General features: G+C 59.9%; 24 protein-coding genes. 18 read left to right on the forward strand and 6 right to left on the reverse strand.

All coding sequences use genetic code 11. The annotated features are described in order from the left end of the window. Positions 1–95 precede the first annotated feature (95 nt). The 3 genes from ccsA (at position 96) to ACXWTF_RS06030 (ending at position 5,018) form a co-directional block, all read left to right on the forward strand. Positions 96–3,245, forward strand: a complete 3,150-nt coding sequence (gene ccsA, locus ACXWTF_RS06020; protein WP_461714102.1) for a cytochrome c biogenesis protein CcsA — start codon at positions 96–98, stop codon at positions 3,243–3,245. A gap of 206 nt (positions 3,246–3,451) precedes the next feature. Further along, positions 3,452–3,883 (forward strand): hypothetical protein, encoded by a 432-nt coding sequence (locus tag ACXWTF_RS06025; protein WP_461714103.1) that lies wholly within the window; start codon positions 3,452–3,454, stop codon positions 3,881–3,883. 97 nt (positions 3,884–3,980) lie between these two features. Next, the gene (locus ACXWTF_RS06030; protein WP_461714104.1) at positions 3,981–5,018 is read left to right on the forward strand and encodes a sodium:calcium antiporter; all 1,038 of its coding nucleotides are present in this window, start codon (positions 3,981–3,983) and stop codon (positions 5,016–5,018) included. Between the two features lie 4 nt (positions 5,019–5,022). Here ACXWTF_RS06030 and ACXWTF_RS06035 read toward each other — a convergent pair whose 3' ends face one another. The 3 genes from ACXWTF_RS06035 to ACXWTF_RS06045 all read right to left on the reverse strand — a co-directional run bounded on the left by ACXWTF_RS06035 (position 5,023) and on the right by ACXWTF_RS06045 (position 6,279). Next, on the reverse strand, positions 5,023–5,454 hold the full coding sequence (locus ACXWTF_RS06035) for a pyrimidine dimer DNA glycosylase/endonuclease V (protein ID WP_461714105.1): 432 nt from the start codon (positions 5,452–5,454) through the stop codon (positions 5,023–5,025). Positions 5,455–5,531: 77 nt separating this feature from the next. Then, positions 5,532–5,870 (reverse strand): cupin domain-containing protein, encoded by a 339-nt coding sequence (locus ACXWTF_RS06040; protein WP_461714106.1) that lies wholly within the window; start codon positions 5,868–5,870, stop codon positions 5,532–5,534. A 1-nt stretch (position 5,871) separates the two neighbouring features. After that, complete coding sequence (locus ACXWTF_RS06045; protein WP_461714107.1) at positions 5,872–6,279, reverse strand: hemerythrin family protein; 408 nt, start codon at positions 6,277–6,279, stop codon at positions 5,872–5,874. A 78-nt stretch (positions 6,280–6,357) separates the two neighbouring features. Between ACXWTF_RS06045 and ACXWTF_RS06050 the strand changes: the two genes are divergently transcribed. The 3 genes from ACXWTF_RS06050 to ACXWTF_RS06060 all read left to right on the forward strand — a co-directional run bounded on the left by ACXWTF_RS06050 (position 6,358) and on the right by ACXWTF_RS06060 (position 12,249). Then, positions 6,358–7,002, forward strand: a complete 645-nt coding sequence (locus ACXWTF_RS06050) for a Crp/Fnr family transcriptional regulator (RefSeq protein WP_461714108.1) — start codon at positions 6,358–6,360, stop codon at positions 7,000–7,002. A gap of 93 nt (positions 7,003–7,095) precedes the next feature. Continuing rightward, on the forward strand, positions 7,096–9,570 hold the full coding sequence (gene hrpB / locus ACXWTF_RS06055; protein ID WP_461714109.1) for an ATP-dependent helicase HrpB: 2,475 nt from the start codon (positions 7,096–7,098) through the stop codon (positions 9,568–9,570). 54 nt (positions 9,571–9,624) lie between these two features. Continuing rightward, entirely contained in the window at positions 9,625–12,249 is a 2,625-nt protein-coding gene (locus tag ACXWTF_RS06060) for a DUF2339 domain-containing protein (protein WP_461714110.1), read from the forward strand. Here ACXWTF_RS06060 and lolA read toward each other — a convergent pair whose 3' ends face one another. Further along, complete coding sequence (lolA, locus tag ACXWTF_RS06065) at positions 12,250–12,765, reverse strand: LolA-like outer membrane lipoprotein chaperone (protein WP_461714111.1); 516 nt, start codon at positions 12,763–12,765, stop codon at positions 12,250–12,252. Positions 12,766–12,907: 142 nt separating this feature from the next. Here lolA and secA point away from each other — a divergent pair, with 142 nt between their 5' ends. The 4 genes from secA (at position 12,908) to ACXWTF_RS06085 (ending at position 18,311) form a co-directional block, all read left to right on the forward strand. Then, on the forward strand, positions 12,908–15,487 hold the full coding sequence (gene secA / locus ACXWTF_RS06070) for a preprotein translocase subunit SecA (RefSeq protein WP_461714573.1): 2,580 nt from the start codon (positions 12,908–12,910) through the stop codon (positions 15,485–15,487). Then, complete coding sequence (locus ACXWTF_RS06075; protein WP_461714112.1) at positions 15,484–16,692, forward strand: ABC transporter permease; 1,209 nt, start codon at positions 15,484–15,486, stop codon at positions 16,690–16,692. Before secA ends, ACXWTF_RS06075 begins: the two co-directional genes overlap by 4 nt. A 166-nt stretch (positions 16,693–16,858) precedes the next feature. Further along, positions 16,859–18,031 carry a cytochrome-c peroxidase gene (locus tag ACXWTF_RS06080; protein ID WP_461714113.1) on the forward strand — a complete coding sequence of 391 codons (1,173 nt, stop codon included), beginning with the start codon at positions 16,859–16,861 and terminating at the stop codon, positions 18,029–18,031. Between the two features lie 55 nt (positions 18,032–18,086). Next, positions 18,087–18,311: a hypothetical protein gene (locus tag ACXWTF_RS06085; protein ID WP_461714114.1), complete on the forward strand. Its 225-nt coding sequence runs from the start codon at positions 18,087–18,089 to the stop codon at positions 18,309–18,311. A gap of 4 nt (positions 18,312–18,315) precedes the next feature. Here ACXWTF_RS06085 and ACXWTF_RS06090 read toward each other — a convergent pair whose 3' ends face one another. Next, positions 18,316–18,702: a hypothetical protein gene (locus ACXWTF_RS06090; protein ID WP_461714115.1), complete on the reverse strand. Its 387-nt coding sequence runs from the start codon at positions 18,700–18,702 to the stop codon at positions 18,316–18,318. 53 nt (positions 18,703–18,755) lie between these two features. Here ACXWTF_RS06090 and ACXWTF_RS06095 point away from each other — a divergent pair, with 53 nt between their 5' ends. Genes ACXWTF_RS06095 through ACXWTF_RS06105 form a run of 3 tightly spaced genes read left to right on the forward strand, consistent with a single transcriptional unit; the run spans position 18,756 to position 20,465 of the window. Continuing rightward, entirely contained in the window at positions 18,756–19,496 is a 741-nt protein-coding gene (locus ACXWTF_RS06095; protein WP_461714116.1) for a DUF695 domain-containing protein, read from the forward strand. Positions 19,497–19,498: 2 nt separating this feature from the next. After that, positions 19,499–20,110 (forward strand): 1-acyl-sn-glycerol-3-phosphate acyltransferase, encoded by a 612-nt coding sequence (locus ACXWTF_RS06100; protein ID WP_461714117.1) that lies wholly within the window; start codon positions 19,499–19,501, stop codon positions 20,108–20,110. Beyond that, positions 20,100–20,465 (forward strand): diacylglycerol kinase, encoded by a 366-nt coding sequence (locus ACXWTF_RS06105; RefSeq protein WP_461714118.1) that lies wholly within the window; start codon positions 20,100–20,102, stop codon positions 20,463–20,465. The genes ACXWTF_RS06100 and ACXWTF_RS06105 overlap by 11 nt, the downstream gene beginning before the upstream one ends. Here the strand turns inward: ACXWTF_RS06105 and ACXWTF_RS06110 are convergent. Continuing rightward, positions 20,456–20,725 (reverse strand): hypothetical protein, encoded by a 270-nt coding sequence (locus ACXWTF_RS06110; protein ID WP_461714119.1) that lies wholly within the window; start codon positions 20,723–20,725, stop codon positions 20,456–20,458. The two genes, ACXWTF_RS06105 and ACXWTF_RS06110, sit on opposite strands and share 10 nt — an antisense overlap. 198 nt (positions 20,726–20,923) lie before the next feature. Between ACXWTF_RS06110 and ACXWTF_RS06115 the strand changes: the two genes are divergently transcribed. The 5 genes from ACXWTF_RS06115 to ACXWTF_RS06135 all read left to right on the forward strand — a co-directional run bounded on the left by ACXWTF_RS06115 (position 20,924) and on the right by ACXWTF_RS06135 (position 24,668). Further along, positions 20,924–21,175, forward strand: a complete 252-nt coding sequence (locus ACXWTF_RS06115; protein WP_461714120.1) for a hypothetical protein — start codon at positions 20,924–20,926, stop codon at positions 21,173–21,175. A gap of 7 nt (positions 21,176–21,182) precedes the next feature. Beyond that, complete coding sequence (locus tag ACXWTF_RS06120; RefSeq protein ID WP_461714121.1) at positions 21,183–21,575, forward strand: ester cyclase; 393 nt, start codon at positions 21,183–21,185, stop codon at positions 21,573–21,575. Between the two features lie 65 nt (positions 21,576–21,640). After that, positions 21,641–22,198, forward strand: coding sequence for an ATP-dependent zinc protease family protein (locus tag ACXWTF_RS06125; RefSeq protein WP_461714122.1), 558 nt, complete (start codon positions 21,641–21,643; stop codon positions 22,196–22,198). Beyond that, complete coding sequence (locus ACXWTF_RS06130; RefSeq protein WP_461714123.1) at positions 22,195–23,733, forward strand: UUP1 family membrane protein; 1,539 nt, start codon at positions 22,195–22,197, stop codon at positions 23,731–23,733. Before ACXWTF_RS06125 ends, ACXWTF_RS06130 begins: the two co-directional genes overlap by 4 nt. Continuing rightward, positions 23,730–24,668, forward strand: a complete 939-nt coding sequence (locus ACXWTF_RS06135; RefSeq protein ID WP_461714124.1) for an alpha-L-glutamate ligase-like protein — start codon at positions 23,730–23,732, stop codon at positions 24,666–24,668. Before ACXWTF_RS06130 ends, ACXWTF_RS06135 begins: the two co-directional genes overlap by 4 nt. The last annotated feature ends 1 nt before the right edge of the window (position 24,669 follow it).

Consider the following 24,669-nt stretch of genomic DNA (forward strand, 5'->3'; position numbering starts at 1 on the left):
TCTCCCGCCGATTGAAAGACTCCGTTAACCGAAAATGACTACAATTACGCACTTTGGGGGCCGCACAGCCCCCTGACTGCATGAAAAGGAATGAGATGAAGTACCTCCTCTCTGTGATCAGCTCCATGAAAACCATGGCCACGTTAATGCTGGTGTTTGCCGTCTCCGTCGGATACGCGACCTTTGTCGAAAACGATTTCGGCACGCCGACGGCCAAGGCCATGATCTATAACGCCCGATGGTTCGAGGTGCTGCTGGGTATTCTGGCGTTCAACCTCGTACTCAATATCGTACGGTTCAAGATGTGGAAGAAGGGGAAGGGACTCGTTTTTCTCTTTCACTTTGCTTTTCTCGTCATCCTGTTCGGCGCGGCGGTCACCCGCTATGTCGGCTACGAGGGGATGATGCACATCCGTGAAGGGCAGATCGAGGACAAGATCACCAGCTCCACCAGCTACCTGAAGATCGTCTATGACGCCAACGGGAAGGTGGGCGAGTACAAACAGAGCCTCTACCTCTCCAAGCTCGGCGGCAACGACGTCGACACGACCTTTGACGTTGCCGGCAAAACCGTCAGCGTCAAGCTGCTCGAATACATCCCCGACGCCGTCTACAGCGTTGTGGAAGCAGCGGACGGCAAGCCGATCGCCAACATGATGATCACCGGCGGCGGTGCCCCCGACCAGATGCAGCTCTCCCTGGGCGAACAGTATGAGAACGAAAAGCTCATCATCGACTTCGACTCCGGCAAGCCGGTCCATGAGGGCAAACCGGTCGTCCGCCTCTTTATGGAGGGCGACAGCTTGAAGATGGCCAACGGTTTCCCGATGACCTATCTCAAGATGGATGACCAGAGCAGCGGCGCGGTCGCTCCTTCGCTGGAGAACAACGCCTCGACACGCACACTCTATACGACCGAGAACGGCGCGAACTTCGTCATCCGCAGCTTCTTCGCCAAGGGGAAGAAGACGGTTGTCTCCCAGGAGGCCAAAAAGAGCGGACCGATGATGCGCAGCGCGTCTCAGGATGCGATGCGCCTGCAGTTCAGCGACGGCAGCGACACCAAAGAGGTCGTTGTCATGGGCACCTCGGGCAAGGTCGGTGTGCCGGAACCGGTGACGCTCTCGGGCGTCCCGATGTCGGTCAGCTACGGCGCCGAGCTCATCCGCCTGCCGTTCGCCCTGAAACTGACGGACTTCGAGCTCGACCGCTACCCCGGATCGCAGTCGCCGATGTCCTATGCGAGCGACGTCGTCCTGATCGACAAGGAGCAGAATATCGAAATGCCTTACCGCATCTTTATGAACCACGTACTTGACCACCGCAACTACCGTTTCTTCCAGTCCTCCTATGACCGGGATGAGCAGGGGACGGTCCTCTCCGTCAACCACGACCCGGGCACCCTGCCGACCTATATCGGCTACCTGCTGCTCGCCATCGGGATGTTCGGTTCGCTCTTCGTCAAGGGCGGCCGCTTCCGCCAGCTGGGCAAGATCGCCAAGCGTGCGGCGGAGGAGAAAGAGAAACTGGCCGCGGGGCTCGTCGCCGCACTGCTGCTGACGTTCGCACCGCAAAGCGCCAAAGCCGATACGAACCCGATGATCAAGGAGATCACCTCCTTTGACCGCACCCACGCCGATATGTTCGGGGCCCTGATCGTCCAGGACAGCAACGGCCGTATGAAACCGGTCGATACCCTCAGTACGGAGATCCTGCACAAGATCAACCGCGGCGATACCATTCTCGGCCTCAATGCCAACCAGATCCTCCTTTCGATGATGCTGGTACCCGAAGCGTGGCGCGACATCAAGATGATCCGTTCGGACAAACTGGTCAACAAGGAGCTGGGATTCGACGCCGGCGAGAAAACGCTCGCCTTCAACCAGTTCTTTGAATACCCCGAGGAGATGGCGGGCTACAAGCTCAACAAGTATGTCGAAGAGGCGATCCGCAAGGCACCGGGCAAACGCGACAAGTTCGACAAGGCCGTCATCAAAGTAGACGAACGCGTCAACGTCGCCTACATGGTCTACACGGGCGCGCTGCTGCGCCTCTGGCCGGACGCAGGGGATGCGAACCACAAATGGGTGGCGACGATCGAGGCGATCAACGGCTTCACCCCGCAGGAGAGCATGCTCGTGCGCTACCTCGCTGCCCAGTACTTCTCCTCCATCGACGACGCGGTCAAGAGCGGCGACTGGAGCAAGGCGGACGCCGCGCTCGCACAGATCGCCGAGCATCAGAAAAAGGCGGGATCGACCGTCTACCCCGACGAGAACAAGGTGAAACTGGAGATCTGGTACAACCACGCCAACATCTTCGAACGCCTCTGGCCGCTCTATTTCCTGGTCGGCTTCGTCCTGCTGGTCTTCGCCTTCGCGCACATCATCAACCCGCGCGTCAAGCTGGGGCTCTTTGCCAAGGGGGCCTACGGTCTGCTCGTACTCTTCTTTATCGCCCATACGGTCGGCCTGGCGATCCGCTGGTACATCTCCGGCCACGCCCCGTGGTCGAACGGCTACGAGTCGATGATCTACATCGGCTGGGCATCGGTCCTGGCGGGCTTTATCTTCTCGAAGAATTCGCCGATTACCCTTGCGGCCACCTCCATCCTCGCCGGGCTGATCCTCTTTGTCGCCCACCTCAACTGGATGGACCCGCAGGTGACGAACCTGGTGCCGGTCCTGCAGTCGTACTGGCTCAGCATCCACGTCTCCATGATCACCGGCAGCTACGGTTTCCTGGGACTGGGGGCGCTGCTGGGATTCATTACGCTGATCCTCTTTATGTTCAATTCGGGCAAGCGTGCGCACAGCATCTCGCTCTCCATCAAGGAGCTTAACGCCATTAACGAAATGAGCCTGATGGTCGGGCTGGCGACGCTGACGGTGGGGAACTTCCTCGGCGGGGTCTGGGCCAACGAGAGCTGGGGCCGCTACTGGGGCTGGGACCCGAAAGAGACCTGGGCGCTGGTGACGATCCTTGTCTATGCCGTCGTCATCCACCTGCGCTTTATCAAGAAGATCTACACGCCGTACCTCTTCAGCGTCATCTCCCTGCTGGCCTTTACGTCGGTGCTGATGACCTACTTCGGCGTCAACTACTACCTGGCGGGGATGCACTCCTACGCCAAGGGCGACCCGGTGCCGATCCCGGATTTCGTCCCCGTCACCTATGCGATCGTCTTTGCGGTGATCGCATTGGCGGCGCGCCACCGCAAACTCGCACCGCTGTGCAAGGAGTAGGGGGCTCCGTTTTACCTCCTCTAACCCTTATCCTTACGCTTTCGGTGCCCCGCGGCACCGGCACTCTCCCCACCATTTTTTCTTGAATTTACAGTACTGAAATCCCCATTGAAACGGTCGGAATTTTTTTATTTTACTCCCGGTTATTTTATGGGATTAAATAATTCTGATATAATTTTTTCCGAATTAATAAACAGGAGAGAGGAATGGTGAGAATCGTCCTGATAGCGCTGATCGCGATCGGTGTCCAGTTGAATGCGGCGGAGCAGAAGTTCAACCTGAAGTTCAATATGCTGAAACTCAATGCGGAGATGGGGGAAGCCCGGGAGAATATGATCCGTAACGACAGGGTGGAAGCATTGAAAGTGTTCAAGCGTCTCAAAACGGAAGTGCATGACCTTCTCAGCAACAAGGAGAAGATCGAATCCATGCTGCCGCCGGAGAAGAAGCAGAAGTCAAACATTGCCCTCGAGTCGGCCAAGATGATCGCCGAGAACATCGAGCTGATCGAGGATGCTTATGGTGAGAATACCCGGGACCTGACACCGCGTAAGCGGCAGATCAAAGCCCAGCGGGCCTACACCTCCATCGAACTGGCCTGTTTTCACTGCCATAACCTCGTGCGCGACGAACTGTAGCGCCCGGCCCTGTGCCGGCCATCCGGCTCCCGAAGTGACTTTTTGGATGAATAAGGGCACAATGGGAGAGCGTATCTTTTAGCGGGAGTTTCCTGTGATGCATCCGGAAACATGGTCTCCGACTTACCTTTATATCGCTTTTGTGCTGGCCGCGCTCGTCGTCGGGTGGTTCGGTATCTGGATGACTGAGACGGCCCGTGACCTCGCCCATGAAACGGGGATGGGTGAGGCCTTGATGGGGGCGCTTTTTATCGGGGCGTCCACCTCGCTTTCGGGTCTGACGACCTCCGTCAGCGCCGCCGTATCAGGTTTTGCAGAGCTGGCCGTCAGCAACAGTCTGGGCGGGATCGCCGCCCAGACTGTTTTTCTTGCTTTTGCCGACATCGCCTACCGCCGGGCGAACCTCGAACACGCCGCCGCTTCGGCGGAGAATCTCTTCATGACGGCCCTGTTGATGACACTCCTGAGTATCCACATGGTGGGGATCGCCGTTCCCGATATCAGTTTCTGGTCGGTCCATCCCGTCACACTGCTGCTGCTTGCAGCGTACCTGGTGGGCATCCAGCTGCTGGCACGCACCCATACGATGCCGATGTGGCTGCCGAGAAAAACCCGGGATACCCGTGCAGAGAAGCAGCAGCCTGCCTCGCGCAGGCCGAAGGGCATGCCCGGGCTCTGGATCCGTTTTCTTGTTTACTCATCCGTCGTCGCCGCCGCGGGCTGGTTCCTGGCGCAGCTTGCCGTGCCGATCGTGCAAAATTCGGGACTCTCCTACGGTATCGTCGGCGGGATTTTTACGGCCGTCTCGACCTCCATCCCCGAACTTGTCGTCGCTGTAACCGCCGTGCGGATGGGGGCGCTCAACCTCGCCGTCGGGGATATTATCGGCGGGAATGCGTTTGATACGCTCTTTATTGCGGCCTCGGATGCCGCTTACCGTGAGGGGCCTATTTACGCCGCTGTCTCCGGTGCGGAAGTGTTCTGGCTCGCCGACGCGCTCGTGATGACAGGGGTACTCTTGATGGGGCTGCTCTATCGTCAGCGCCACGGCCCCGGGAACATCGGGCTTGAAAGCACATTGCTGCTGCTGCTCTACTTCGGTGGTGTGGCCTTGCTGGGGTTCGGGGCGGTTTAGGAGTTCAGCGGACGACTTCCCACGCCTCGACTTCCCCCTCAACCGGGCTGAAGAGCGGGTGCGTTTCAACCTTTTGCAGCGCTGCGAGTACGTTATAACGCTCAGGGTCGCGCACTTTCAGTTTGTTTAGCAGATGGGTGCACTCGTATGTCAGCTGGCCGCGGGTGACGGCGAGGGTGCCGCACTCCCCGTGTTTGACGATCTTCTCCCGGTCGAAGTTATAGCCTCTGCTGTCCGCCTCGTCCGCGATGAAGCCGAGATAGCAGGCAATGGCCGCCGCCGGATCGGCCGTCTGTTTAAAGCGGATCAGCTGCGGATGGTGCTTGTACCCCTTTGTGTTGCCGAGCAGCACGTTCTGCGCCAGCAGCGCCTCGCGCCACAGCGCCACCAGTCCCTTGGCGTCGAGGTATTTGGGGTGGAGTGACCAGAGTCTCATCGCTGTCTTTTTCCTTGTTTCCCTACTCGGTGCGGGGAAGAATATCCCACTATACTACAGGTTTGCCAAAAGCGGGATCACGCCTTTGTCAGATTGACGACGCGTGCAAGATTATCGTTTTTGGAGAGCGTCAGCCGGATAACACTGTCCGTGTGGGCCTCTAGGGAGTGGGGGACATGGGCGTCAAAACAGACGATCTGTCCGCTAAGCAGATCAGCTGTATCGCTGCCGGACGCGACGGTGACGCATCCTTCAAGCACCATGATTGTGATGGGCCCGGGCGCGGAGTGCTTCCTCATGATGTTCCCCTTTGCCATACAGATACGGATCTCCTTGGAAAAGGGGCTCTCCAGTATCTTTTCCGCGACGAACGGTTTATCGAAGTGAGGCGCTTCCAGAAAGGCGTAGATTTGCATCTTAGCTGCTTTTGACCATGGCGATGAAGTTTGCCGTCACCGTGTCCATGGTCGCAATGTGCTGTTGCAGCCAAAGCGGTGTATCGACGCAGATATAGTCACGGATGATCCGGTTGTCATGCCGGTTGCGCCACTCCATCATCACCAGCTGGAATGTGTTCAGGGCACGGTCGTGCTCGGCCTTGTGCATATCGTAAGCGGGGAAACCGACTTCGCGCATCAGCTGCTCTTCATTGGCGAAGTGTTCTCGGGTATGTAAAAAGAGCGCTTCGAGTGCCACGGCGAGGGTGGTCTCCAGCGCGGCGGTATCGAGCAGCGTCTCGATGTGGTTGAGCTGTTCCACCTCTTCGGCATGGACGCTGTTCATCTCGTCAAAAGCGACTTTGGGGAGTTCGGCGATAGTGATCATCGGATCGTTCCTTTTTTATCGCCAGTATAGGTTATGATAGGGGCAAATGATATTGACATCGATCAAGTTGGAGGGGTGATGGGACTGGAACACTGCTATCTGTTCAACCGTCTGGAGGGGGGTGACCTTATACGGCTGCAGGAGATTACAGGGGTAAGAGCGTACACCGCGGGAAGCACGCTCTTTTATGCCGGGGAGCAGCCGGGGAAACTTCGCCTGATCGTATCGGGCATCGTGCAGGTTCTCAAGCATGACACAGCCGGCAACGAGATCGTCCTGGCCCGTTTCCGTGACGACGACCTGGTCGCCGAGGCGGCGCACTTTGAAAACATCCCTTATCCGGCCACGGCGCGCTGCGAAACGGACGTGACGCTCTACGAGATCGATTTCGAGGCGTTCAAAGAGCGCTTTTTGAACCGTCCTGATGTGGCGTTGGGCATTATCCGTTCGCTGACGCACAAGATCAGGCAGCTCGAAGAAGTGATCCGGCGCACCACGGTCGATGACGCACAGACCCGCCTGGCACGCTACCTGCTGGAACATGCCGATGCGCTGCCAATGCCGAGCCAGAAGCAGATCGCGTCACAGATCGGCCTGACCCCCGAAACGGTCTCGCGTATCGTGCGGCACTTCAAAGCGCGGGATTGGGTCGAGGTGCGCGCGCGCAAGATTGTCATTGTCGATCCGAAGGGATTGAGAAGCCTGACGGATGAAACAACCTAGAATGTAAGTGCACGTTCAAAAAGCTTTTGAGCGTACCTTTGGACGGCTTGAATTGATTTTTGCGATGAAGACGGAACCGTTATAATTCCCTTTATGTTACACGAACTCCCTATCTATGTCGTCCTGCCCGAAATCGGGGACGCGCTTGCCGCTTCCAACCAGCTCATACTGCAGGCCCCTCCGGGCGCGGGGAAAACGACCGTCGTGCCGCTGGAACTGCTGGAGGCGGCGTGGCTGGAAGGCAAGAAGATCGTCATGCTCGAGCCGCGGCGGCTGGCAGCGCGCAACGCGGCGCTTCGGATGGCGGAGCTGCTGGGCGAGGCGGTCGGACAGAGGGTGGGGTGCCGCATCCGGCAGGAGACGAAGGTCTCGGCGGCGACGCAGATCGAGGTCGTCACCGAGGGGATCCTGACGCGGATGCTGCAGGGCGACCCGGCACTGGAAGAGGTAGGGGTGCTCATCTTCGACGAGTTCCATGAGCGTTCCATCCATGCGGACCTGGGACTGGCGCTCGCGCTGCAGTCACAAACGCTGCTGCGCGACGACCTGAAAATCGTCGTCATGTCGGCCACGCTGAATGCCGATGCGCTCAAGGGTGTGCTGCCCGACGCCGCCGTCGTGACCAGCGAGGGGCGCTGCTTTCCCGTGACGCACCGTTACCTTGATATCCGCCGCAAACCGCCCGAGGCGAAGCGCATTGCTTCAGTGACGGCGGAGACGATCCTCGATGCACTCAAAGAGGAGGAGGGGAGCATCCTCGCCTTTCTGCCCGGCGTCAAAGAGATCAATGCCGTCGAACGTTCGCTGCAGGGAAGCACGGCAAGCAACATCGTGATCGCGCCCCTGTACGGCGATCTCTCCAAAGCGGCGCAGCAGCACGCCATCGCCCCCGCTGCTGAAGGCAAACGCAAGGTCGTCCTGGCGACGAACATCGCCGAGACATCGTTGACGATTGACGGTGTACGTATCGTCGTCGACAGCGGGCTGGAGCGTTTCGTGGCGTACGACGCCGCCTCGGGCATGAACCGGATGCACACGCGCATGATCACGCAGGATTCCGCCGTGCAGCGTGCCGGCCGTGCGGGCCGGACGCAGAGCGGGGTCTGCTACCGGCTTTGGCATGAAAACAAGCCGCTGGTGCCGCATGCGCGGCCTGAAATCGTGCAGAGCGACCTGGCGCCGCTGATGCTGGAACTCGCCAACTGGGGGGCAACGGTCGATGAACTTGCATGGGTCAATACGCCGCCTGAGCATGCCGTCGAAGAAGCCTCGGAACTATTAATATCACTTAATATGATAGATGCGGCGGGAAGTATTACCCCGCACGGCAAAGCGGCACTGGCTTTGGGGCTGCATCCGCGCCTGGGCCATATGCTGTTGCGGGCCAAGGCGGAGGGGCTGGGATACGAGGCGGTGCTGCTCTCAACCCTGCTGCAGGAGCGGACGGGCTTCACTGGTACGGACCTGGCGGAGGGAATGGGGTGGCTGGACCGCTCGCTGCAGTCGGGGGGGAGCGGCAGTCTGCTGCGCCATGCCGTGAACCTGCTCAAAAAACGCACGGGATGCGAACGGGGCGGCAGCGTGAAAACCGATGCGGCGGGAGTGCTCGCGGCGTTGGCGTATCCCGACCGCATCGCCAAACGCCGCAGTAGCGGGTCGGATCGTTTTTTACTGGCCAACGGCAAGGGGGCGGTGCTGGGCGATGCCACCGCTTTTTTGCACGATGAGTACCTTGCCGTCGCCGAAGCGGGCGGGCAAGGGGAGCCGCTGCGCATCTTCCATGCCGCCGCTCTATCGCAGCCGGAGCTGGAAGCGTGGTTCGGCGATGCCATAGAGGCGGAGGAGCGCGTGGCGTGGAACGGGGAATCAGGCCGTGTCGAGGCCGTCCGGACGGAACGGATAGGGGCCGTCGTTTTAGCAGCGTCGCGCATCGACAACCCGTCGCCGGAGCTGGTAGCGCGGGGAGTACTCGACGGCATCCGCCGGGGCGGACTCGATCTGCTGCCGTGGACGCAGAAGAGTACGGCGCTGCGCAAGCGGGTCACCTTCGTCAACCGCCATCTGCCGGAGACGTTCGCCGCCCTGGACGATGCCGCACTGCTGGCAACCCTGGAGACATGGCTGCTGCCCTACCTGGAGGGGGTCCGTGACCTCAGGGGTGTGCAGAAACTCGATCTGTTTGCCATCCTGAGCGCGCTGCTGGGCTGGGACGCACAGCAGAAGCTCGACGCGCTGGCCCCTGAGACGGTGGCGGTGCCCAGCGGTTCGACCATTCGTATCGACTATGACGACCCGGAGCAGCCCGTGCTCGCCGTACGCCTGCAGGAGGTCTTCGGCTGGGAGCGCACGCCGACGGTGCTCGAGGGAAAAGTGCCGCTGATGCTGCACCTGCTAAGCCCGGCGCAGCGGCCGGTGCAGGTGACGAAGGACCTGGCGTCGTTCTGGCGGGAGGGGTATGCGGAAGTGCGCAAGGAGCTGCGGGGCAGGTACAAAAAACACTACTGGCCCGAAGACCCCTACGAAGCGGTCGCGACCTCCAAGACGAAGAAGGGGATGGCACGGGGATGACCTGAGCATATTTGTGTTAGCATAGCACCATAAAATAATAAATAGGAATAGCTGATGTTGACACTGCTTGCCATCCTGATCATCTTTTTCCTCATCCTCGATCTTTACAAAAAGAACCGGGAACTGCGCGAACGGCTCGATGCCCTGGGCGATGGGGAGAAGTTTGAAGAGCGTGAGAACCGGGAACGGCCGCGCTCGCCGCTGGAAGAGGTGCGGGAGAAGCTGGTCTCCCCTGCGGTGAAACCGGTGGTGCCGAATGAGCAGAAGGCCGAAACGCTCCCCCGGAAGGAAGCGGCGGAAGGCCCTGTGCCGGAGACGCCGAAGGCGGCAGCAACGGAGACCCCGCAGACCGAAGCCGCGGAACCGTCGCCGCTGGCCCAGGCGCTCAACCGCTTCATCACCGGTGGCAACATGCTGGTGAAGGTGGGCGGCATCATCTTTTTCCTGGGGCTCGTTTTCCTGGTCAAGTACGCCGCCGAGCACAACATGATCAGTATCGAGATGCGCCTTATCGGCATTGCGCTGGGCGCCCTGGCCATGACCGCTCTGGGGTGGCGGCTGCGGGAGCGGGAGGGGTACTACGGGCTGGTCCTGCAGGCGCTGGGGGTTGCCTCGTTCTACCTCGTCGTCTACGCGTCGGCGAAAATGTACGGCCTGCTGACGATGCCGCAGGCCTTTGTCATCATGCTGATCGTCGTCATCTGCGGTTCGCTGCTGGCCGTGGCCCAGGATGCCGTCATCCTCGCGCTCTTCTCCATCACCGGCGGTTTCCTGGTCCCGATCCTGACCTCCGACGGCAGCGGGTCGCACATTGTACTATTCAGCTACTACGCCATGCTCAACATCGGCATCCTGCTCATCGCCTGGTACCGCTCCTGGCGGGTGCTCAACATCGCCGGCTTCTTTTTTACCTTCGTCATCGCCACCGCCTGGGGCGTGCTGCGGTACGACCCGGCGCTTTTTGCATCGACCGAACCGTTCCTGATCTTCTTCTTCCTGCTCTACCTGGGGGTGAGCATCCTCTTTACGTCGAAACACCCCTTCGAGGTACGCGCCTTTATCGACGCCACGCTGGTCTTCGGGCTGCCGCTCGTCGCCTTTTCGCTTCAGGCGTCTATGGTCAAGCAGTACGAGTACGGCGTCTTCTACAGCGCGGTGGCGGTGGGGAGTCTCTACCTCGCGCTGTTCCGCCTGCTGTCACCGCGGACGAAGATGCGGATGCTGGCAGAGGCGTTCCGCGCGATCGCCATCGTCTTCTACACGGTGGCGATCCCCTATGCGCTTGACGACCGGATGACCGGTGCGCTGTGGGCGCTTGAAGGGGCGGCCGTGATCTGGATCTCCCTGAAGTACCGCAAACATTACGGGGTGCTCTTCGGGATGGTGCTGGAGCTGGCGTCGAACGTGCTCTACCTACTCTCCACCGTAGGCCTTTCGGCTGAATATGCCTTTGCCAACGGGATTTTTGCCGGCTATGCCGTCGTGGTAACGGCGGCGCTCTTTACGGCCTACCGGCTCCGGGCGCACCACGGCAGCGAACCCCGGGGGCTCATGCAGACCTTCTCCCTGATCTTCCTGGGGACGGGGTTGTTGATGTGGCTGATTGCCGGTGTGCTGGAAGCCGGCCGCAGCAGCTTTGAGCCGGGGAACGTCCTGCTGATCTACACGGCGCTCGGCGCGTTGCTCTATGCCGCCGCTGCCATCCGTCTTTCCTGGACGGAACTGGTCACGGTGTTGCAGTACTACCTGCCGTTGGGGATCGCGCTCTTTGCGACGCTGCTGCAGCACTTTATCGCGGCACACCCCTTTGCGGGGATCGGGAGTATCGCCATCGGGCTTTTCTTCGCCGTGCATTACGGCCTGCTCCGGCGTTTCGGCGCGGCCTGGACCCTGAGCGCGCTTCTGCATGTCACCGGGTTGATCGTATTGGTGTTGATCCTGTCGCGGGAGCTTCAGTACGCCGTGGAGACATGGACGGGCATCGCGGTGCTTGGTCACGGTGCCTTCGGCGTGCTGCCGATCCTGACACTTCTGCTGCTGGTACAGTCCGAACGCTACTATCCCGCCCTGATCCGGGAGCACCTCGCTGCTTACCGGCTGGCCGGGGGGATCGCACTTTCGACCGTTGTCGGCATCTGGGAACTCAAAAGCAGCGCCCTTGACGGTGCGGTACCGTTTATGCCCTACATCCCGCTGCTCAGCCCCCTCGATCTTCTCCAGGCGGCGGGGCTGGCAGTCTTCGTCTACTGGCTGCAGCGTGTGGAGAGTGTCACCGCCGCGGCCGACCGGTTCGCTTTCAAAACGGCCGGCGTTGCGGCGTTCCTTTTTGCAACCGTGCTGCTTGGCCGCGCGGTCCATTTTTACGGCGGTGTCGGATATACGACCTACGCTCTGACGGCGAGCCTGCTGTTCCAGGCATCGCTCTCGATTCTGTGGAGCTGTATGGGCATCGCCGCCATGCTCGTCGGCAAGGTGCGGGGCGAGCGTACCGTATGGCTGGCGGGTGCTGGGGTGCTGGGGGTGGTCGTATTGAAGCTCTTCCTGGTCGATCTGGCGGGGAGCGGGACGGTTGAGCGGATCGTCTCTTTCATCTCCGTCGGCGTCCTGCTGCTGCTGGTGGGGTACTTTGCACCGATCCCGCCCTCAAAGGGCGGCACGGAAGAAGAACCGGGGGTGTGACTACTCCCGGAGCAGGTCGTACAGCGGCGGGATCACCGGGGTGAAGAGGGCGTCGTCGAGGTTGCGGTTGATCTTCTGCTCCGTGAAGCGGATATGGACGGTATTCTCGAAGGGGTCGTTGTAGGAGATCGCCAGCGGGATGTCATTGCGGATCTTGATGGTGAACTGCTGGGACTTGTGGGTCGCCAGGTAGGTTTCGTCGTCGAGTTTTTCGGCGTTGGCGAGGATCTTGAAGAGGTCGATCTCGTCGCGGAAGGTCTTGACGATGGCCTGCTCGAGCTCCGGTTCGATGATGGTGACTTTGTGGCCGATGACGAAGACGCTCTTCTCGACGGGCTTGAAGTAGTGCCAGTGTGCCTTGTCCGGGCGCGTCGCGTCGACATGCCCCTCGTAGGTGATGGTCTTGTTCGTATCGTCGACGATCTGCTGGGTGAAGTCCGCACTGAAAGAGCGGATGGAGTCGGTAAATCCGAAGAGGGATGTGAGCGCGGCAAGCAGCAGAAAAATCGTTTTCATTAGGGAACCTTTTTTTGTGCAATTGTAACCAAAAATGGTGACCGGATACCCCGTTAGGGCACCTTTATAAAAACGATACCTTCGCTTAGTTATAATCAGCGCAAAAAAAGGGGCACTGCCGGTGCCCGGAACTAGGGAAAAGATGCTGCAGACGATGATGGGCAAGGTGTTCGGCACCAAGAACGACCGGGAGCTGAAACGCTACAAACGGGCACTGAAAAAGATCAATGCGCTCGAAGCGACGTACGAAGCGATGGACGATGCGGCACTGCAGGCCGCGTTCGAAGAACTGAAAACGGCCGTGCGCGCCGAAGAGAAGAGCCTCGAAGAGGTGCTGCCCGACTCCTTTGCCATTACGCGCGAAGCGGCCAAGCGTACCCTGGGGATGCGTCATTTCGATGTCCAGATCATCGGCGGTATGGTCCTGCACGAGGGGCGCATCGCCGAGATGAAGACGGGGGAGGGTAAGACCCTCGTCGCCTCGCTGCCGGTCGCGCTCAACGCGATGACGGGCAAAGGCGTCCACGTCGTCACCGTCAATGACTACCTTGCGCAGCGCGACGCCACGGAGCTCACCCCGCTGTACGGCTTCCTGGGTTACGAGGTCGGCACGGTCCTCGAGGGGGAGTTCGATCCGCAGGCCAAGCGCACGCAGTATGCCGCTGATATCACCTACGGCACGAACAACGAGTTCGGCTTCGACTACCTGCGCGACAACATGAGCTTCTCCCGCGACCAGATGGTACAGCGCGGCCACCACTTCGTCATCGTCGACGAAGTGGACTCCATCCTTATCGACGAGGCGCGGACCCCGCTGATCATCTCCGGTCCGACCAACCGGACCCTCGACAACTACGTCCGCGCCGACGAGATCGCCAAGCAGTTGCGTAAAGAGACCCACTTTACCGTCGATGAAAAAGACCGCCTGGTCCTGATCACCGAAGAGGGGATCGCCAGGGCCGAGGAGCTCTTCGGCGTCGACAACCTCTACAGCCTCGAGAACTCCTCCCTGTCGCACCACCTCGACCAGGCGCTCAAGGCCAACTACATCTTTGAGATCGACGTCGATTACGTCGTCAAGGACGGCGAGGTCGTTATTGTCGACGAGTTTACCGGACGCCTCTCCGAGGGGCGCCGCTACTCCGAGGGGCTGCACCAGGCCCTCGAGGCGAAAGAACGCGTGCAGATCAAGGAGGAGTCGCAGACCCTCGCGGACATCACCTTCCAGAACTACTTCCGCATGTACGACAAGCTGGCGGGGATGACCGGTACGGCGCAGACGGAGGCGACGGAGTTCGCCCAGATCTACCGCCTCGACGTCGTCTCCATCCCGACGAACGTCCCGGTCGTCCGCGAAGACCTCAACGACCTGATCTACAAGACCGAGCTCGAGAAGTTCCAGGCCGCCATCGAGAAGATCAAAGAGCTCAACGCCAAAGGGCAGCCGGTCCTGGTCGGTACGGCCTCCATCGAGAAGTCCGAGGTGCTGCACGAGCTGCTGAAGCGCGAGAAGATCGCCCATACCGTCCTCAATGCGAAGAACCACGCCCAGGAGGGTGAGATCATCAAGAGCGCCGGCGAGAAAGGCGCGGTCACGATCGCGACCAACATGGCCGGGCGCGGGGTCGACATCAAAGTGAGCGACGAGATCAAGGCGATGGGCGGCCTCTACATCATCGGGACCGAGCGCCACGAGAACCGCCGTATCGACAACCAGCTGCGCGGGCGTTCCGGCCGCCAGGGCGACCCGGGGGTCAGCCAGTTCTACCTGAGCCTCGAGGACAACCTGCTGCGTATCTTCGGTTCGGACAAGATCAAAACGATCATGGAGCGCCTCGGCGTCGAAGACGGCGAGTATATCGAGTCGAAAATGGTTACCCGTGCCGTCGAGAAGGCGCAGAAGAAGGTCGAGAACCTCCACTTCGAAGGGCGGAAGCAGATCGTCGAGTACGATGACGTCGCCAACGAACAGCGCAAGATCGTTTACCGTTTCCGCAACCAGCTGCTCGACCCGGAATTCGACATCGGCATCAAGGTCAACGAGATCCGCGAGGCGTACGTGGCGCGGGCGCTGACGGAGTGCGAGATCTACGAAGGCGGCGGCCGGGAGGAGTTCGACCTCGAGAAACTCGTGAAACTGCTCCAGGAGGAGCTCCATTTCGTCGCGGAGGACGGTGCCTTCGAAGGGCTCGATTTCGAAGAGCTCTCCGAGAAGCTCAATACAGAGATCAAAGAGGCGTATGATACGAAGATGGCCGTCGTGGACGAGTCGGTCCGCCGCGACATCGAGCGCGAGATCTACCTCAAGACCCTCGACACAGCTTGGCGCGAACACCTCTACCGCATGGATACGATGAAAACGGGTATCCGCCTGCGCGCGTACAACCAGAAAGACCCGCTCGTCGAGTACAAAAAAGAGAGCTTTAACCTCTTTACGGAGCTGATCGAGACGATCAAGTACGACACGATCAAGACCCTGCAGATCATCCGCTTCCAGCTCCGTTCGCCGGAGGAGGAGGCCGAAGCCTTCGCCCGGGCACAGGAGATCGAGCGCAAGCAAAAAGAGATGCAGATGCAGCTCAACCGCGATAGCGACGAAGCCGCAGACGCGCCCTCCGCGAAAAAACCGGCCCGCAACGACCCCTGTCCCTGCGGTAGCGGTAAAAAATACAAGAACTGCTGCGGACAGAGCGGACCGAAGAAGGGGGCATTCGCCTCTTGAAAAAACAGCGCAGCCTGACGAACTACCTGCTGCGCCGCTTTCTGCGGTTTGACCGGGAGCAGCCCTTTATCTTCCTCTCCGCGATGCTCGCCTTCCTGGGCATCATGCTCGGCGTCATGGTCCTTATCATCGCCATGGCGCTGATGAACGGTTTCGACAACGAGTTCAAGAAGAAACTCACGATCATGAACTACCCCCTCACTATCGTGCCGCGCTTTTACGGCAGCGTCAACAGCGAGCTGCTGATGCAGCTTGAACAGGAGTTTCCTCAGCTCAAATTCAGCCCCTACGTCGCCGCTTCCGTCATCGCCCGCAGCGGATCGCAGCTGGAGGGGGGCTACCTTTTCGGCGTGGACTTCAAAGCCGAACGGGAGGTCAACCCGGTCGTCGCGAAGGGGCTCGATACGCTGCCGGAAGGGAATTTCAAGGTCCTCGTCGGCGAAGCGCTGCTGGAGGCATTCGCCCTCGACAAAGGGGACCGGCTGATGTACATCTTCACCCAGATCGAACCGGGCGGGCTGGCGGTCACGCCGAAGCTGAAGCGTTTTGTGATTGACGGCACCTTCGATTCGGGCCTGAGCGCCTATGACAAGGCCTACAGCTACACCGATCTGCATTCGCTGCAGACGATCATGCACCTGCCCGATAACGTCTACGACGGCATTCACATTATGACCGCGGAACCCCAGAAGGTGATCGAAGCGGTGCGTAACGTGCTGCCCGAAGGCGTGCGCATCAAGGGGTGGTGGGAAGACAACGCCAACTTCTTCGCGGCGCTCGAGCTGGAAAAACGCTCGCTCTTCATCGTGCTGATGCTCATTATCCTGATCGCGGCCGTCAACATCATCTCGTCGCTGCTGATGACGGTGATGAACCGCCGCAGCGAGATCGCGCTGCTCATTTCGCTGGGCGCCTCCCCGGCGCAGATCAAAAAGCTCTTTTTGAAACTGGGCGTCGTCATCGGTATCGGGGGGATCGTCACCGGGGCCATTCTCGGCCTTTCGGGTGTGTGGGTGCTGCAGACCTTCGACATCATCACGCTGCCCAAACACGTCTACCCGACGGCGCGCCTGGCGCTGGACCTCTCCTGGCAGGATTTCGTCTCCATCCTCGGCGGCGCCTTCGCCATTGTCGTTCTTTCGTCGTGGTACCCGGCGAAGAAAGCCAGCGAGGTCGACGTTCTGACGGTGCTGCGCAACGAATAGCGCCGGCGCCCCGGCGCCTCTTTCTTCCTTCTTCGACCTCCCATCCAAGACAAAAATGTTACATTTATAATAATATTATCGATAATCACTATCAAATTAAAGCTTCTTTGAAGAATATCTTTTGCATACTACCAAAACGATTATGATTATCAATAATGGAGTCAACATGAAAATACGTACGCTTACGGGACTTGGAATCCTGCTGGTGCTGCTCGGCGGCTGTAACGAATCGGGTGAGGGCGGTCTTGATCCGCAGAAGGTCGCGCTCGGCGAGGCGTTCTTTAATGATACGAACCTCTCGAATACGGGGAATCAGGCCTGTGCCTCCTGTCACGATGTGAACCGCGCCTTCAGCGAACCGCGTATGCTGACGGCCCAGAATGATTTCGGCGCCGTCTCCATCGGGGATGACAACGTGTCGATCGGCGACCGTAACGCGCCGACGGCGATGTACGCGTCGTTCTTCCCGGCGTTTCATTTTGATGACGAGGCGGGCGAGGGCGAAGGGAGCGGCGGCCTCTGGCTTGGCGGCCAGTTCCACGACGGCCGTGCCGCAGACCTCAAGGCGCAGGCGAAGGGACCGTTTTTGAACCCGGTCGAGATGCAGATGCCCGATTTCAACAGCGTCGTGGCGCGGGTCAAGGCGAACCCATCCTATGTCACGGAACTCGAAGCACTCTACGGCGACAGCGTCTTCGACGACGATGCCGCGGCTTACGACGCGATCGGGGATGCCATCGCCGCCTTTGAGAAGAGTGACGTCTTCGCGCCCTTTGATTCGAAATACGACCGCTGGCTCAGAGGGGAGGCGGAGCTGACCGATCTGGAGCGCCGGGGGCTGGAGATGTTCGTGCGGGAAGACAAGGGCAACTGTGCGGCCTGTCACCCCAACGTCGGTTCGGGTGGCACACCGGCCCTCTTTACCGACGCGACCTTCGACAACCTCGGGGTTCCCGTCAATGAAGCGGTCCGCACCAACCCGAACAACCCGCTCAGTGCCGTGGTGGATTACCGCGACCTCGGCCTGGGGGAGACGACGGGCGACCCCTCCCTGGACGGTGCGTTCAAGGTGGCGACCCTGCGCAATATCGCGGTGACGGGCCCCTATATGCACAACGGCGTCTTCAAGACCCTGAAGGCGGTGGTGCACTTCTACAATACCCGTGACGTGGCCGGCGCGCTCAACCCGGAGACGGGACTGCCGTGGCGCACGCCGGAAGTACCCGAGACGATCAATGTCGACGAGCTCGGCAACCTGGGGCTGAGCGACGCGGAGGAGGACGCCATCGTCGCCTTCCTCAAAACCCTGACCGACGCCCGTTACGAATCGCTGCTGTAACGATTGATTCGGCCCCGCCATTGCGCTATACTATTCAGAAAACAAGGGAGGGGCTATGTCCGTAGAGGGACTGATGCTGAGTGCCGCAGCGCTGCTGCTGATGATGGCGGCGGGACTTTTTTACTTGATCGTACGCCGGATCAGCCGTGCCCAGCGCGATGACAATGCGCGGATGGACAGACTCGGCGAATCACTGATGGAGAAGCTCGAATCGCAGTCGCTCTCCGAGGAGCAGAAAGCAAAGATCGCCGAGGCGCTCAAAGAGATAAAGGGGCGCTGACCTTTTAGAGGACCGCCCACAGCACCAGCGGCGGGTAGACGGCGAAACCGGCGTAGGGCATCCATCTTCCCAGCGGCAGGATGAGCATCTCGTGCAGCTGTTCCGAGACTTCCCTTTTTTCGAATACTTGCTGCATCAGCACGATCTTTGTCGCGATATCGACGGTTTTGATAAAGAGGAGCATGACGGCGGGCAGCGCCATCCGTGTCTCCAGGATCAGCCAGATGGCAAAGTAGTAGGTGGGGTGCAGCAGAAGAAAGTAGAAGATGCTTCTGTCATAGCGGCGCCGGATCCGTATGAGCATCTCCAGCATCGTCGGCGCCTTCTGCCAGGCGACCTCGAACCCTTCGAGGAGCAGATAAAAAACCGTGACCGCGATAATGCTCTCCATCTGTTCCTTCCCCAATCTTTGTTAAAATAGCGCCATTATACCAAGGGCAGTGCATGAACGTTACCTACACGACGACAAATGAAGAAAATACCCCGGTCACGATCGAGGCAAACCTCGATTTTGAGCCCCAAAGCGACGATACGGTCTGGATGCTCTGGTGCTTCGTACCGTTAAAAACGCCGGATGCGCAGAGCGGCTGCGGCGCAGAGGAGCGCCGCGTCCTCGACGCGATCAATACGGCGCTGAGCGACCGGCTCGAACTGCGTAATGGTGCCTTGTATGCCGGGATGCGCCTGCAGGAGGGGTGGGCGGAGCTCTATTACTATGCCGCCTGGAGCAAGGGGGCCGAGCAGCAGTTCCGGGACCTGTTCAAGCAGTACGGTTACGGCCAGATCGAGTACGGGGCGACCCGCGATACCCATCACGCTTTTTACCACGATACCCTCGCGCCCGATCCGTTCGAGCTTCAGCAGGCCAAAAGTGCCGAGATCATCGCGGAGCTGTCCGCGGCCGGGGACGACCTCTCCTGTGCGCGCCCGGTAGAGCACTACCTCTTTTTCCAGACGCGTACGGCGATGCAGCGCGCGGCGGCGGGCCTGGCCGAAGCGGGCGTGCGGATCGAAACGGACCTGGAGGAGGAGGGGCACTACCCCCACGGGCTGCTGTACGAACGGACGCATGTCTGTACCCCCGACGCGCTTGAGGCGGTCACCCGTCCGCTGATCGAAACCGCGCTCGAGGCCCACGGGGTCTACCTGGGGTGGAGCACCTCGCTGGCCGGGAACGGGGAGTGAGGATGCGCAAAAGCGTGTTGCTGCTGCTCTGGACGGTGGCGGCGCTGCTGGTGTCGCTGCGTTACCGCGTCAGGGGCGAGGGGCGGGAGCATGTGCCTGCCGCCGGTGCCGTCCTGCTCCTGGGCAACCACGTCAGCTGGATGGACTGGCTGCTGGTGCAGATCGCGCTGCGCCGTCGACTGCTGCGCTATATGATGGAGCGGGCCATTTACGAATGGAAAGCGCTGGGGTGGATGTTTCGGCTGGGACGGACCATCCCCGTCTCGCCCAAAGCGTCGAAGCAGGCGTTCAAAGAGGCGGTTTCGGCCCTGAACGCGGGGGAAGCCGTAGCCATTTTCCCCGAAGGGGGGATCAGCCGGCACTGCGAGATAGAAAAGTTTTACCGTGGATTTGAGATAATAGCGTCTCAAAGTCACCGGGGGGAGATCGTGCCGTTCTACATCGACGGGATGTGCGGCAGCCGATGGTCCTATACCCGAAAGACCCATGCCGGCGGACGGCGGGGGCTGCGCCGTCCCGTGACGGTCGTCTTCGGTGCCCCGATGCCCCTTGCCAGCAGCGCGGATACGGTACGCGACGCGGTCATGCAGTTAAAGGATTCTATTGCTCAATAAACCGGATTACACCCTGTTCAAAAATACGCGCTACGCCCTGACGGGCCTCATCGAGGTTATCCGTAACGAGAGCTCGTTCAAGCTGCAGCTGCTGCTCTTTTTCGGGATGGGCACCTTTGCGTGGCTGCTGCCGATCACCCCGCTGTATAGCGCGGTGCTGAGTATCTCCCTCTTTATCCCGCTCCTGGCCGAACTGGCCAACAGCGCGGTCGAACGCGTCGTGGACCTCGTGACGCTCGAATACCATGAACTGGCCAAACGGGCCAAGGACGCGGGGGCGGCCCTCGTATTCGTTTCGCTGGTCATGACCGGCGCCATCTGGATCAGTACCCTGCTGATCGCCTTTTACTTCTGAGCCTTTTTCGCGCTCGCGTTGGTATCCTCCCCATACTTGCTCGGAAGATCCGGGGTGTACCCGTTGGCGATGTCGAGGCAGCGCCGGTAGGAGGTTTCGCAGCTGTCGTAGCACGCTGACGAGGCATTCTCCATACCGTCACACTTGGCAATACAGCCTTCGTTACGCTCATCGCACACTTCCATAGGGTCGCGCTCTTCGGCATGCAGCGTAAGCACCGCAAGCAGCAGGCACGCTCCCCAGAGACTCTGTTTTATCATAGGTTTTCTCCTCCCGGCAGATCGGCTTTTCATGGCTTGGCCCCATGAAATAACCGGCTAAATTATAGCGCTGTTTTTGCAAAAAAAGGAGTATAATTTCTGGTTTGCACTTGTTTTAGTTTTGGCCGCACCCGCGCGGTCATGGTCGGGCATAGCCCATGCTCGGCGCCGATGGGCGCTATACTGTTTGAGGTCGAAATGACGATTTCTGATATCGAGATGGAAATGAAGTTGAACGGCGTGGATGAAGCGGATGCCGCTGCGATCCTGTCGGTTTGTCAAACGAAAGGGTACGCTCCGGAGACCCTTGACGAGGAGCTGGAAAAGCGGGGATACGAGCGTATCTTTACCTACGACTTTGAGAACGACGAATCATGGGAAGATGACGACGATGACGATTTCGCGCCGATCGAACGCTTCCCCCATAAGCACCGTTTCGATGACGAGTGAGGGCATAATGGAACCGCAGCAGCTGCTTGAACGCTATTACGCGATGTGGAACGAGAAGGATTTCAGCGTAGCCGACACCCTGCTGGACCCCGACATCCGTTTCCGCGGATCGCTGGGGATCGAAGCGAACGGACTGGCGGGGTTCAAGGACTATGCCGCGATGGTGACGCAGGCGTTCCCGGCCCTCTACCACGCCGTCGAGATTACCGTCGTCGAAAAGGAGAGGGCGGCTGCGTACGTCTCCTACACGGGCAAGCATGAAGGGGCGCTTTTCGGCCATCCGGCGTCGGGGAACAGGATCAGCTTCACCGGCGCCTCATTTTTCCATTTCCGTAACGGCAAGATCGCATCGATCAACGTCCTCGGTGATCTCAATACGCTGTTATCACAGTTGTCATAGTCACTTTTCTCTGTTACAATCTTAACCAAAAAGCCCTACCGGGCGATGAAAGTGAGCGGCGTATTTTGAAGAAACGGACCTTCCTGGCGATCCTTTATGTTGTGGCATTCAGCGCCCTGGCGGCTGCGGAGCCGGCAGTGGAACCGCAGCCCCCTGTTGTTGCACCGGCCGAAGTGAGCTGGAGTGACGAAGAGGCGGATGCGGGAGAGATCGGCACGAAACAGGTGATCGGGAAAGTGGAGAAGGTGTTCGTCGAACCGGGCGGTTTCGTGCTGGATGGCAGGATCGACACCGGTGCGAATACGACCTCCATCGGTGCGGAAGAACTCCAGATCGTCAATGAGGACGGCCAGGACTGGGCCCTCTTTAGTGTCAACGGCCAGCAGATCCGTGCCAAGGTCGTGCGTTTTGTCAAAATCAAGCAGCACGGCGCCCCCTCCCAGCGCCGGGCGGTCGTCATGCTCAAACTCACCCTCAGCGACGTGACCCAGGCGGTGGAAGTGACGCTTACCGACCGGAGCAACTTCAAATACAAGATCCTGATCGGTGTCAATTTCCTGCATGACCACTTTATCGTCGATGTCAGCCGAAAATATGCCAAAGAACTGGTGACAGCCCCGTGATCTCGTCACGTTTCCAGGTACTGATGATCGTCATGCTCCTGGCGATGACAGGACTTTTCGTCTCCTGGTACAAGGTGGTATACCTCGGCGTACCGGTGACGCCACACGACAAGCGATCCGTTTTTACGGTGACGGCGGAGGTGGACCTTGAAGGCACCGGCGGTGCCGCGTCGGTCTCGCTGCGCCTTCCATCGCTTCAGCCGGGTATGAAGATCCTCGAGCGGGAGGGGGAAGCCGGTGATTTCGGCATGACGACGGCTTCCATGCACGACGGCGAGCTGCTGCACTGGACGAAACGGCAGTTTGACGACAAAAGCAAGCTCTTTTACAAGATCAGGGTCACGCCCGATGCACTCTATGAGCCCCAGGACCGCAAAGCGGTATGGGACACGACCCCGGCATACGATGATACGCAGTTCTGGGACGCCTCGGAGCAGGCCGCGGCGGCGGGGATCCTCAACTTTGCGCGGGAGCATTCCGCCGATGCGATCTCCCTGGCGGCACAGTTGATCGATATGTTCAATACCGAAATGCCGACCGACGCGGTCAAGGAGCTGCTGGCCAAGAAGAATGAGACGACGGCTTCCCTGGTCATGGCACTGTTGGCGCGGGAACACATCCCGTTCCGCAAGGTACGGGGTATCATGCTCGAAGACGGGCAGAAGAAACGGCGGGCGGTGACGCTGCTGGAGGTCAAAGGCACGGACGAGTCGGGCTACTTCAGCTTTAAAACGGGGCAGATCACGCTGCCGGAGAACTTTTTCGTCTGGGCGCTTGGCAACCGGGCGATGATGACGACCAAGGGGATCGCCAAGGCGCGGCTCCGCTTCTCGGTCAGCGAGGCCAAAGTGGCGGCCTCCATGCTCAGCAAGCGCGAAATGCTGCGGCAGGGGAATGACTTCCTGAACTTCTCGCTCTACACCCTGCCGAGTTCCCAGCAGAACGCCTTCAAGCAGCTGCTGCTGATCCCCATCGGCGCGCTGGTGGTCGTCATTTTCCGTATCCTGATCGGGATCCGCACCATGGGGACCTTCATGCCGGTGCTGTTCGCCCTCGCCTTTATCCAGACGACGCTGATCAGCGGGCTGGCGATGTTCTTCGTGATCGTCGCCAGCGGCCTGATCGTGCGCAGTTACCTCTCCCGGCTGCAGCTGCTGCTGGTGGCGAGGATCTCCGCCGTGATCATCGTCGTCATCAGTATCATGTCGGTGATGAGTATCATCAGTTTCAAACTCGGCATCGATGAAGTGCTCAAGATCACCTTCTTCCCGATGATCATCCTCTCCTGGACGATCGAACGGATGTCGATCCTCTGGGAGGAGAGCGGTGCGCGGGAGGCGCTGACGCAGGTCGGCGGTTCGCTCATTGTCGCGATCGCCGCCTTCTTCGCGATGGATAACGACTTCGTGCGCCACCTCACCTTTACCTTTCCGGAACTGCAGCTGCTTGTCCTGGCGATGGTCATCCTCGTCGGCCGCTACACCGGCTACCGCATCTCCGAACTGGTGCGCTTCGCACCGATGGCCGGGCGATGAAACTGGTAACCTTCGGTGCGCTGCGGCGCAAAGGCATCGTCGGGATGAACTACCGCAATATCGAGCTGATCGGCCGTTATAACCCCCGCAGCCTCTACCCGATGGTCGATAACAAGCTGATGACCAAAGAGCTGGCCACCGCCTCGGGGGTGCCGGTCACGGAACTCTATGCGACCATCGAACGCCAGTCCCAGCTGCGGGATCTTCACAAAGTGCTGGCCCCCTATGAGAGCTTTGTCGTCAAACCCGACTACGGCAGCGGCGGGAAGGGGATCGTCGTCATCACCCACCGTGAAGGCGACACCTTTATCAAGGCAAGCGGGGATGCCCTCTCCCTGTCGGACCTGCGCAAACACTTCTCCAACATCCTCAGCGGCCTCTACTCGCTGGGCGGCCGCTACGATACGGCCATCATCGAAAAGGTCGTCGCCTTCGACCCGATGTTTGTTGATTACAGTTTCGAAGGGGTGCCGGATATCCGCATCATCGTCTACCGGGGATACCCGGTGATGGCGATGATGCGCTGCCCGACCCGGGAGAGCGACGGGAAAGCGAACCTGCACCAGGGGGCCGTCGGCGTCGGATTGAGCATCAAGGATGGTTCGGCACTTTCGGCGGTCATCCACGACCGTCCCGTGACGCACCATCCCGACACCCACCACGACTTCGCCCACCTGCAGGTCCCCCAGTGGGAGGCAGTCCTTTCGATGGCATCGTCATGCTATGAGATGACGGGCCTGGGGTACCTGGGGGCCGATATCGTTTTCGATAAAAACGACGGCGCGCTGCTGCTCGAACTCAACGCCCGGCCGGGGCTGGCGATCCAGATCGCCAACGGCATGGGTCTGCGGGAACGGCTGGAGACGGTGGACAGGCAGAAACAGCCGCGGGATGCCCATGAACGCGTGCTTTACAGCATGAACTATCTCGACTGAA

The organism is Thiomicrolovo sp. ZZH C-3 (genome assembly GCF_054862725.1).